This window comes from Acinetobacter sp. CIP 64.7 (assembly GCF_000369745.1).
GTDB lineage: Bacteria > Pseudomonadota > Gammaproteobacteria > Pseudomonadales > Moraxellaceae > Acinetobacter > Acinetobacter fasciculus.
The window spans coordinates 1,591,707-1,602,933 of the sequence record NZ_KB850179.1; the positions used below are offsets into that span (position 1 = coordinate 1,591,707).

The following is an 11,227-nucleotide window of genomic DNA, read 5'->3' on the forward strand; positions in this document are numbered from 1 at the left end:
ATGCTATTTTTGCCATCTGATTTACCCGGTTTTTTTAGGATATGAATGGCCTTAATACGTAAGCGTCGTCTGACAGAGCAACAACAGCGCCGCATTCAGAAACAACAGAAAACACGTCAAGAAGATCTCGATACCTCCAGTGATCTTGAAGGTTTAGTGGTGCAACATTATGGCCGCCAACTTGAAGTGCAAGCTTTGTCTCGCCCTGACATTCACCCTGAAAAACCTGTGGTCGCCGATGGTGAGCCTGAACCTTTCTGGAAAGAGATTGAACTGGACAGCGTCTGGCGCTGTCATACTCGAACCAATCTGGATTTATTGGTCACGGGTGACCGGGTCAAATGGCAAGCCGATCCGAATACCGGTTTAGGAATTATCACCGCGATTCATCCCCGAAAATCCTTATTGACACGCCCCGACCGCTATCACAAGGTTAAACCGGTAGCGGCCAACATTTCACTGATTGTGATCGTGTTTGCACCATTGCCTGAGCCAGCGCCGGGCCTGATCGACCGTTATCTGGTGGCCTGTGCCGATGCCGATATTCCTGCATTGCTGGTGATGAATAAAGCCGATTTGTTAAAAGAAAACGATCCGATTCTGACTCTGCTGCAAGAATATCAAGATCTCGGTTATGAAGTGATGCAGACCCAATCCGATGGCGACCTGACTGCACTGTCTAATCGTCTGGAAAATGAAACGGTGGCTTTCGTCGGTCAATCTGGTGTGGGTAAAAGCACGCTGATTAATGCGATCGTGCCGGATGCCGCACAGAAAACCAATATTATTTCGGAAAACTCGGCACTTGGTCAGCACACTACGACATCAACGCGCTTGATCGGTTTTGGTGAAGGTGCCGCCCTGATTGACTCTCCGGGAATTCGTGAATTTGGCCTGTGGCATCTGACTTTAGATAAGGTACAAAGCGGCTTTCCTGAAATTGAAAACCTGCTCGGCCATTGTCAGTTCCGTAACTGTACCCATAAGCATGAAAAACAATGTGCTTTGCGTCAGGCTGCTGCCGCAGGTGAAATTTTACCGCGCCGACTGGACAGCTATTTACGTTTAATCGACGAAATCACTGAAGCACAGCAAAAAAATTAATTTTCTTAACCCTTGGCCCTTGAAGCGGTGATTTTGATCACCATATTTATGAGCTATACTCTTGGCAATTTTAAAATTGTAATTAGGTGAATTGTGGAACGTTGGTTCGAGTTTATGGGGAATCACCCCTTCTTATTTGGAACACTCGCGGTATTAGTGGTTTTGTTCTTCATTATCGAAGGTCAACGTAACGGTCGCAAAATTTCTCCGCAATCGCTGGGAATTTTAGTCAAAGCAAAAAATGCCATGCTGATTGATTTACGTGATGCCAAAGACTTTCGTGAAGGTCATATCAGCGGCAGCCGTAATATTCCATATAGCCAGATTACAAAACATGTTGAAGAGCTGAAAGCATCTGATCGCCCTTTGGTGTTCATTTGTAACCTTGGACAGGTGGCTGGTACTGCGTTACAGCAGGTCGGTCATGCCGATGCCTACCGTCTTGATGGCGGCGTCAGCAACTGGAAAGCTCAAGGTTTACCTTTGGTGAAAAGCAAATAATCCACGAACAGGAGATTGATCATGGCTGAAGTTACTATTTATTCGACCACAGTGTGTCCTTATTGCGTGCGTGCAAAACAGCTACTGGAACGTAAAGGTGTGGCATATAAAGAGATTAACTTGTCTCAAGAAGCACCAGAAGTCCGTCTTGAATTGATGCAGCGTACTAATCACCGTACCGTGCCACAAATTTTTATCAATGATCAGTTCATGGGTGGTTTTGACCAACTTTATGCTTTAGAGCGTGAAGGCAAGCTTGATGAATTGCTGGCTTAACTTTTATTAAAATTATCACTTCATATTAAGGATCAAAAAATGAGTGAAGAACAACAAGCTCAACCACAATTGGCATTAGAGCGTATTTATACCAAAGATATTTCTTTTGAAGTTCCTGGGGCGCAAGTTTTTACTAAGCAATGGCAACCTGAGTTAAACATCAACCTTTCTTCTTCTGCAGAAAAAATTGATGAAACTCATTTTGAAGTGGCTTTGAAAGTCGTGGTTCAAGCAACCAACGAAGGTGATACCGCGTTTATCGTTGATGTAACTCAAGCCGGTATTTTCCTGGTCGATGGCGTTGAAGAAGAGCGTCTTCCATATATCTTGGGTGCATACTGCCCGAACATCCTGTTCCCGTTCCTACGTGAAGCAGTGAATGATATGGTGACTAAAGGCAGCTTCCCACAATTGCTATTGACTCCAATCAACTTTGATGCTGAATTTGAAGCCAATATGCAACGTGCGCAAGCTGCTGCTGTGGATGGTCAAGCTTAATCGCTATCCTTCAAATATAAAAAAGACCGCTTATGCGGTCTTTTTTATTTCTTTTTTTCCCTCTCCTTTTAGGCATAGGTATCTACACAATTCCTGAACTTTGCGTTAAATTGAAGAGCATGCTCTTCAATTTAACATCTCTGGCCTGGATCAGCGTCTTGTCAAGCGCTATAACAGCCTTGTAAAGCTCAATATGAACCCTCTTGCTTCACTTGCTCCGGCAATCAAAGACCTGGCTTCTGCCCAAAAGTCGAGTTTCGCAACCACACAAGCGGTCTGGCGATTCCTGAATAATGACAAAATCTCTTTTAGTCAGTTAAACCAGCCAATTGAACATCTTGCATGTGAACAGATCAAGGCATCACCGCATCAATATGCATTGATTGTTCATGACTGGTCTCAGCTACAGTATGTGAAACACCATCATAAAATTCAGCGCCTGCAAAGAACCCATCAATATGATTCAGGCTATGAATTGCAAAGCAGTCTGCTGGTTGATGCAGCCTCGGGACTACCTATTGCGCCACTGGCGCAGACACTATCAGATGCCTCAGGCTGCTATTCCACATTCAGTCAACACTCTGCTGGGCGCAAATCTCATCTAGATTCACTTACCGAACAAATCAAAGTGATTGAACAATATCCCATTGAGAAAACATGTGTTCATATCATTGATCGTGAAGGTGACTCCATTGCCCACCTAAGGGAAATGAGCAGCCAGGGTTTTAAATGGCTGATTCGGGCGAAAGAAGGCCATCGAATTGAGCATCAGGGCAAAACATGCAAAGTTGCAGAAGCCGCAGAACGAGTAGAAACGCAGCAGGTCCAGCCGATTGCCTATAAAGGAAACCGGCATATGTTGCATGTGGGAGAAACTGCTATCCGGATAACACGTGCAGCAAAACCGAAGAGAAATGACGATTCAGGCCAACGGGTTGCTCCCCAGCCAGGGAGTGCGATTGAAGCCAGATTAATTGTTGCCGTAGTGAAAGATGATCAGGATAAGACCGTCGCAAGATGGTCACTAATCAGCAATGTTCCATCAGAGATTACTACGGTAGAGATGACGACCTGGTATTACTGGCGCTGGACAATTGAATGCTATTTCAAGCTGCTCAAGCAGGCAGGTCATGATATTGAAGCATGGCTTCAGACCAGACCTGAAGCCATTTTAAGGCGGTTACTGATTAGCTGTATGGCTTGTGTTTTAACTTGGCGAATCCAGCGTTCTGAAGATGAACACCATCAGAAAATTCGTGTATTTCTCACCCGTCTTTCAGGTCGGCAGCAGAAAAGAGGTAGGTTGGAAAGTGCACCTGCCTTATTGGCAGGGCTTTCGATTTTACTGAACACTCTTCAACTGCTCTCGGAATATTCAATAGATGAACTCAATGAGATAGCCACAATGGCATTAGGTATCTCATAGATGTGTAGATACCTATGCCTTTTAGGAGAGGGTTAGGGAGAGGTAAATTAATTAGTTAAATTCTAGAACCCCTCTCTCTAACTCTCTCCCTGAGGGAGAGAGAACTTATAAGATTTATTCTGCATCCGCCATCAAATCAGCGCTCATCCCAACAGTGTTAAAGCCGGCATCAACATACAGAATTTCACCAGTAATTCCGTTAGCCCATGGCGAGCACAGGAATAATGCGGCATTACCGACATCTTCAATCGTCACATTACGTTTTAATGGAGCAACTTTCTCATTCAGGTCAAGCATTTTACGGAACGATTTAATACCTGAAGCTGCCAGAGTACGGATTGGACCCGCAGAGATCGCATTCACACGAATACCTTCCTGACCCAAGCTAGACGCCAAATAACGTACGCCTGCTTCTAAAGAGGCTTTGGCCATACCCATCACGTTATAGTTCGGCATAACGCGCTCAGAACCTTGATAGGTCAATGTCAGCAAACAACCTTGACGGACTTGTAGCAAAGGTTTTGCCGCACGTGCCATTGCAATAAAGCTATAAGCACTGATGTCATGTGCAATATTAAAGCCTTCACGATCCGTGATCTCGGTGAAGTCACCATCTAGCGTATGTGCCGGTGCAAAACCGATAGAATGCACTACGCCGTCCAGACCATCCCAATGTTTAGCCAGTTCGGCAAATGCATGGTCAATTTCAGCATCGACTGCCACATCACAAGGAAAAACCAGTTTCGAACCAAACTGTTCAGCAAAGTCATCTACCCGCTTTTTCAGCTTTTCATTTGGATAAGTAAAAGCCAATTCAGCACCTTCACGATGCAATGCTTGAGCAATACCAAAAGCAATCGATAATTTACTCGCAATGCCCGCGATCAAGAAGCGCTTACCCGCCAAAAGTCCTTGTGCCATGTGAATCTCACCTAAAAGAATGTATATGGCATGATGCCAAGTCTGAAGCATTTTAGAAATTGCATAATGCACCTTTTTTTCGATTTATGATGAACTGGGAATTTAAGACTGAGTTAAGAGTATTAACTTAAATGGTCAGATGCAGGGCCTGATGAGTATTTTGCCAGAGCTGTTCAGCCAGTTCCTCTTTGTGCATATGCAGGCTCTTTGCCAGTCCTTGCAGCACATAAGGTAAATTTGCAGGTGTATTTCGGGTACGTTGCTCGGTCGAGCTTTGACAACAGAGTGGCGTCATATCCGGACAGTCAGTTTCCAATACCAAATGTTCTGGTCCGACATACTGCACCACTTGATGAAGTTTTTTGGCATTTAGATTGGTGATTTGCCCGGTGATGCCCAGTTTGAATCCCAGCTTGATAAAAGCCTTGGCTTCCTCAATCCCACCACCAAAGGCATGCGCAATGCCGCCCTGTTTAAACTGCTGCTGTTTTAAAATCTGCAAAACCTCCGCATGCGATTTGCGGATATGCAGCAAAACCGGCTTATCAAATTGCTGTGCCAGTTCAAGCTGTGCAGCAAAAAAATCTTTTTGCTTCTGAAAAATTTCAGCCTGTTTGTGCTGTTTTAAAAAGGTATCCAAACCGATTTCACCAATGGCAATACAGTGCTCATTTTTAAGCAGCTGTTCCAGCTCCTGTAAATGATCAGTCTGATGCTGTTCAATATAAAATGGATGCAAGCCCGGTGCTAAATGACTTTGCGGTGCATTTTCCAGGTCATTAATAAAGTCGTGAGTTCCTAACAGATCAGCAAAACGGTTTTGTAAAAAACCAATTAGAACCAGATGCTCGACACCTGCCGCTTTGGCCGCATACGCCAACTGTTCCCGATCAGGATCAAAATCGGGAACATCAAAATGGGTATGCGTATCAAACAGTTTTAAGGTCATTTGGCTTTTGCAGCAGATGCTGGCTGTGCCTCAGAGGCAGCTTTTTCAGTTTTAGGCAGATATTCAGGTTTCAGTACACCTTGTAGCTGCTCATAAGGAATCATTAAACGTGGCAAGCCAACCACATATGGCCCAATTTCATATTCGGCATATTGCAAGACCAGACCTTGTTGAGCCAGATAGAAATTATCGGTGAGTTTGAACTTCCAGGCCTGTTCATATTCCGCCACATCTTTGGCCAGCTTGGATTCTACCACCCAGTTTTTAAACGCATCATAAGCACGCGCTTCCAGTTGGGCTTTCTGTTTGGCCGCAATAATGTCATCCAGCTTAACCAGTTTTTTCTGCTCCAGATCAAAATTATAATAAGTCTGTGCAGATGCGCCGTGTGCGCCTCCCAAATAGTAACTACTGTTCAGAACCACGGTCGCCAATGGATCTCCTGAAGTCAGAATCTTGGGCTTAATCATCAGGCTAATACTATGACTGGCACTCAGGGCCTTAAGCTCCTTATCCAGATTCAAGAAAGTCTGCATATAAGGCTGGGTTTGCTGTTCAAGCTCCTGTTTCGGTGTGGTCACTGTGGCCAAAGCCGCTTTAGGTTCAGAGGCGGCAACGTCTGCTTCGCTGGCAGCGCTCACTTTTGCCGGTTCAATTGCATCAACAGACAGGATATTTTTCAACTGTTGCAGAATCTGCTGGTCGATCCATTCATCAATAAAGCTCTGATTACTGTTCAGACGTTCGATCGAGATTTCCGGACAGCTTTTGTCTTCACATTCTGGCATCGCCAGCTTGAGCTTTTCAGTATCGCCGTTGAGTTTAAGTGCTTCAGCTTCGGCTTGTACCACTTCGGAAGTACTTGATTCTTCCGGCTCATTACTCTTTGGCTGACAGGCACTCAGCAAGATCGCTGACGCCAGTATGGATAGACAAAAGATATTCTTGTATTTTGGCATTCATTCACCTTTTTGGAACCTGTAATCTTGCAGGATCATGAGCTTTAAAACATATGCTGATAGATATCAGCTTTCAAGACCTGTTGTGTTTGTTGTTTTGTTAAATAAATATCCAGTTGTTTGGCGTCTTTGCTAATTTCATGGCTGCGAAAATGCAGACCAATACCTTCCTGATCAAAAAACCAGTCAGCTTGTCCCCAATACAGTTTTTTCGGCGCTTTCTGCTGCACTTGCTGATCATTTTCTTTGAGCCATGTCTCATAGGCTTGCTGAATAATCTGATCCATTAATAACTGTTGCTTAGGATCGATAATATCCAGTGGGGTCAGCATTTTCTGCTGGTGGCGATCAGCCACAAAAAAATAATAGCGCTCATGCACGCTGACATTTTCCTGTTTGGTATCGACCCCGATCTGCATCAATACATATTGATTGCGCTGGTAAGGAATACGGGTATATAGCGACAGTTCATAAGCCTTGTTCAAATTGAGCTGCGCCTGCCAGGCATCCGATTTTTTTACATAGGCATTGATCGCCTGCTGTAAATTCATGTCCTGTTTCAAGCCGATTTGATCCTGGATCACTTTGGCCTGCTGCTTTTCAATCCATTGGTTCATCCATGGATCAACCGTATGCAAGGTCTGAATATCCAGATTGATACAGTTTTTATTTTCACAAAATGGCAAGGCAATCTTGGCCGGCTGCTCTTGAATATTCAGATAAGGCAAAACATCTGCGGTCTGCTGAGCTGCGGTGATTTTCTCATTTTCCGGAGTATTAACAGGCTCTTTTTCGCTTTGATCACAGCCACTCAGGACAAGACTTAAACCAATCACAGAACCGAGGACGACTTCCTTGCTGAGCTTCATTCTCTTTGCTATATCTATCGAGTTATTAATTGCTTAAATGTAGCATAAAATAAAACAGCTTCCGGAGAAGCTGTTTGATATTTTTAAACTTTAGCTGCGGAACGTTAAAGTTTAGTGTTCACGCGTATTGTGGAACACGATGTCCGGATAACGTTCTTGCATCAGCTGCAAATTCACGCGGCTTGGTGCAAGATATGTCAAATGACCACCACCATCGACAGACAACTGGTCATGAGCTTTTTTCTTGAATTCGTTGAATTTCTTCTCGTCATCGCAAGACACCCAACGTACTGTGTTGATGCTGACCGGTTCGTAAACACAATCAACTTTGTATTCTTCTTTCAGACGGTAAGCCACCACTTCAAACTGTAGCACACCCACCGCACCCACGATCAGGTCGTTGTTATTCTGTGGCATGAATACCTGGGTTGCCCCTTCTTCAGACAGCTCTTTCAGACCTTTTTGCAGCTGCTTGGATTTTAATGGATCCTTCAAGCGGACACGGCGGAACATTTCAGGCGCAAAGTGCGGAATACCGGTAAACTGAAGTTTCTCACCCGAGGTAAATGTATCACCAATCTGGATGGTGCCATGGTTATGCAGACCAATAATATCACCCGGCCAAGCTTCTTCCAGATGCTGACGATCACCGGCCAAGAAAGTTAAGGCATCGCTGATGCGCACATCTTTATCCAAACGTACATGCTTCATCTTCAAGCCTTTTTCATACTTGCCTGAACAGATCCGCATGAAGGCAATACGGTCACGGTGTTTCGGATCCATATTGGCCTGAATCTTGAAGACAAAACCGGTAAAGCCTTCTTCATCCGCTTCTACAACACGATCTTGGGTCGGATGGGCTTTAGGAGATGGTGCATATTGACTGAAGGCATCCAGAACATGGTCGACACCAAAGTTACCCAAGGCTGTACCGAACAACACAGGCGTTTGACGACCGGCCAGGAATTCTTCACGATCTAAAGGCTCATTGGCCATTTGTACCAGTTCCAGCGATTCTTCAAATGCCGCCCAAGCCAGTTCACCCACTTTCTCACGAAGATCAGGATAGTCATAACCATCTCGCACTTCGATCTCGGTAATGACTGAACCGAAACCGGCTTTATACACGTAGAATTTTTCTTCGATTAAATTGAATACACCGGCAAAATCACGGCCAGTACCGAGCGGCCAGGTGATCGGAACACATTTAATTTTCAGAACGTTTTCGATTTCATCCAGAAGCTCAAGCGGTTCACGGATTTCACGGTCCATTTTGTTGACGAATGAGATGATCGGGGTATCGCGCATACGACACACTTCCATCAATTTAATGGTTCGGTCTTCGACACCTTTTGCACCATCAATCACCATCAGCGCTGAGTCTACCGCGGTTAGGGTACGGTAGGTATCTTCCGAGAAGTCTTCATGTCCCGGGGTGTCCAGAAGATTGATCATCTTGTCTTTAAAAGGAAATTGCATCACCGAGGTGGTAATCGAGATACCACGCTCTTTTTCCATTTCCATCCAGTCAGATGTTGCGGCCCGGTCAGATTTACGGCTTTTTACCATCCCGGCCACCTGAATAGCCTGACCCCATAACAGCAATTTTTCTGTCATGGTGGTTTTACCGGCATCGGGGTGGGAAATAATAGCGAACGTACGTCGCTGGGCGACTTGTGCCGCCAGTTCTTGCTTAAAGCTCATGAAATACACCTACTGCTCAATGCACAGCATTCGAGATCAAATTCGATCAATATGAAAAAAATTGGCGATATTGTAGCAGAGTTTCAGGGTGGAGTTCCGTGAGCCATGTTGTCTATCTATCCTGACGCTCAATGAATTAGAGCGCTATTCATGGAATTGTAAGTTTTCTAGTCGTTGTTCATCTACCGACAAGCCCAGTAAAAAACCTTGTAACTGTTCACAACCGAGCCGGGTTAAAATTTCCGCTTGCGCTTCAGTTTCAACACCTTCGGCGGTTACCACCAAGCCCAGTTTCATGGCCAGCTGAATAATGCTTTCCAGAATCATTTCTTCTTTGGAACCGACTGCCAGATTTTTGATAAATTCACGGTCAATTTTTAATTCATCTACGGCGAAATTCTTTAAATAGAGAAAACTGGAATGCCCTGTACCAAAATCATCAATGGCTAGACGGATGCCCATTTGTCTTAAGCGCTTAAAGCTGCGCATACTCACATCAATATGATGCATGGCAGTCGATTCAGTAATCTCGATCATTAAATGCTGAGGACTGATTTTATATTGTGCAAATAACTTTTCTAAAGTACTAAACAGATGCTTATGTTCAAATTGTACCGCAGACAAATTGACCGCGATAGGGAAAAATTCAGTATGTGTCCGTTGCCATTTTTGAATCTGCTGACAAGCCAGTTCCAATGCCCAATAGCCCATTTGAATAATCAATCCAGTTTTTTCAGCCGCATTGATAAACAGATTCGGGCCGAGCAAACCAAACTGGGGATGGTTCCAGCGAATTAATGCCTCTACCCCACACAAGCTACGATCCTTGGTCCGAAACTTGGGCTGATAAAACAGCACAAACTGCTGCTCTTCCACGGCTTTATATAGGTCATTAATCAGGGTGCTTTGGCTTTTGCTTTCATCCTGGTCGGTAGAATAATTAAAGACTGAATAGGTATTGCGTCCCTGATACTTGGAACTCAGCATCGCGGCATCAGCATTGACCAGCAGATCCTGTAAATTTTTGCCGTGCTCCGGATACATGGCAATACCAATACTGCCCGAGATATGAATACTCTTGCCTTCAATCAGGAAACTTTCCTGAATCAGTTCAAGAATCTGTTCTGACATTTTTGCAGCTTTGGCGACTGAAGTATTTTCCAGTACCAGCAGAAATTCATCCCCACCGATTCTGAGCAGCTTGGAATGATGGCCTAATAACAGATGAATCCGCGTGGTCAATTGAATCAGCAACTGATCACCGACCAGATGGCCAAACACATCATTGACCGCCTTAAAACGATCCAGATCGATATATAAAAAAGCTATTTCATGCTGCTGTTCGGACTGATCTGAAAATAGCAGATTTGCATATTCAACCAGATACAAACGGTTAGGCAATTTGGTCAGATTATCTTGAATGGTCTGATTTTCAATTTGTTGATTCGCCCATACAAGCTGACGGTTGCGTAATCCCACACGCAGTTCAGACATGATGATATACATCAGCGTCACCAGCAGCAATCCACTCATCAGTACCACGGCCAGGAATAGCTGATCATGGGCCTGAACTAATTCCGGTGACTGTTGCACATGGGCAGCAGTAAAATTGAATGACATCATGCTAATAGAGTGCATGCCAAAGATGCCGAGTGCGATCACACCTGCTACGAGAACTGCCCGGAAAAATGACCAGGTACTTCTGGTACTTAACCAGAGGGTAAACATAGCGGCAATACATATCACCAGAACAGATAGAAGCAGCGCCCCCCAATCCAGCTCGTATTTATTCAGCACAAAACCTGCTGTCAGCCCGATAAAATGGATCAACCAGATGAGTAGGCCCAATAGTATGGCGGTTAGCATTAAACTGAAGATTTTAAAGTTTGGCTGTGAAGCGCCTGAAGCAATTTTTTTAATCCGTGCGATGAGAGAGCAAGCGACCAATGCAGAAAGAACGGAGCTGATGACCAGACCAATATCATGCTGAATGTCAATCATATAAAATGTTCCCCAGCGG

Annotated in this window: 11 protein-coding genes; 5 read left to right on the forward strand and 6 right to left on the reverse strand. The window is 44.5% G+C overall.

Annotated elements, in window-relative coordinates:
- The first annotated feature begins 45 nt into the window (after positions 1-45).
- From rsgA to F890_RS14200, 5 genes are all read left to right on the forward strand, one after another.
- Positions 46-1,104, forward strand: coding sequence for a ribosome small subunit-dependent GTPase A (gene rsgA / locus F890_RS14180; RefSeq protein ID WP_005103207.1), 1,059 nt, complete (start codon positions 46-48; stop codon positions 1,102-1,104).
- A gap of 93 nt (positions 1,105-1,197) precedes the next feature.
- A complete protein-coding gene (locus F890_RS14185; protein ID WP_004278386.1) occupies positions 1,198-1,605 on the forward strand; it encodes a rhodanese-like domain-containing protein in 408 nt (135 codons plus the stop codon).
- 21 nt (positions 1,606-1,626) lie between these two features.
- Positions 1,627-1,881 carry a glutaredoxin 3 gene (grxC, locus tag F890_RS14190; protein ID WP_005261807.1) on the forward strand — a complete coding sequence of 85 codons (255 nt, stop codon included), beginning with the start codon at positions 1,627-1,629 and terminating at the stop codon, positions 1,879-1,881.
- 39 nt (positions 1,882-1,920) lie between these two features.
- Entirely contained in the window at positions 1,921-2,379 is a 459-nt protein-coding gene (gene secB, locus F890_RS14195; protein ID WP_004647439.1) for a protein-export chaperone SecB, read from the forward strand.
- Positions 2,380-2,572: 193 nt separating this feature from the next.
- On the forward strand, positions 2,573-3,805 hold the full coding sequence (locus tag F890_RS14200; protein ID WP_004730312.1) for a transposase: 1,233 nt from the start codon (positions 2,573-2,575) through the stop codon (positions 3,803-3,805).
- 114 nt (positions 3,806-3,919) lie between these two features.
- Here the strand turns inward: F890_RS14200 and F890_RS14205 are convergent, their stop codons facing one another.
- The 6 genes from F890_RS14205 to F890_RS14230 all read right to left on the reverse strand — a co-directional run bounded on the left by F890_RS14205 (position 3,920) and on the right by F890_RS14230 (position 11,208).
- A complete protein-coding gene (locus F890_RS14205) occupies positions 3,920-4,726 on the reverse strand; it encodes an enoyl-ACP reductase FabI (protein ID WP_004647438.1) in 807 nt (268 codons plus the stop codon).
- Between the two features lie 127 nt (positions 4,727-4,853).
- On the reverse strand, positions 4,854-5,675 hold the full coding sequence (locus tag F890_RS14210; protein ID WP_005267462.1) for a TatD family hydrolase: 822 nt from the start codon (positions 5,673-5,675) through the stop codon (positions 4,854-4,856).
- Positions 5,672-6,634: an RsiV family protein gene (locus tag F890_RS14215; RefSeq protein ID WP_005103199.1), complete on the reverse strand. Its 963-nt coding sequence runs from the start codon at positions 6,632-6,634 to the stop codon at positions 5,672-5,674. The genes F890_RS14210 and F890_RS14215 overlap by 4 nt, the downstream gene beginning before the upstream one ends.
- 44 nt (positions 6,635-6,678) lie before the next feature.
- Positions 6,679-7,503, reverse strand: a complete 825-nt coding sequence (locus tag F890_RS14220) for a hypothetical protein (protein WP_005103197.1) — start codon at positions 7,501-7,503, stop codon at positions 6,679-6,681.
- Positions 7,504-7,614: 111 nt separating this feature from the next.
- Positions 7,615-9,207: a peptide chain release factor 3 gene (locus tag F890_RS14225; RefSeq protein ID WP_004647433.1), complete on the reverse strand. Its 1,593-nt coding sequence runs from the start codon at positions 9,205-9,207 to the stop codon at positions 7,615-7,617.
- 144 nt (positions 9,208-9,351) lie between these two features.
- Positions 9,352-11,208, reverse strand: a complete 1,857-nt coding sequence (locus tag F890_RS14230; RefSeq protein ID WP_005103194.1) for a putative bifunctional diguanylate cyclase/phosphodiesterase — start codon at positions 11,206-11,208, stop codon at positions 9,352-9,354.
- Between the last annotated feature and the right edge of the window lie 19 nt (positions 11,209-11,227).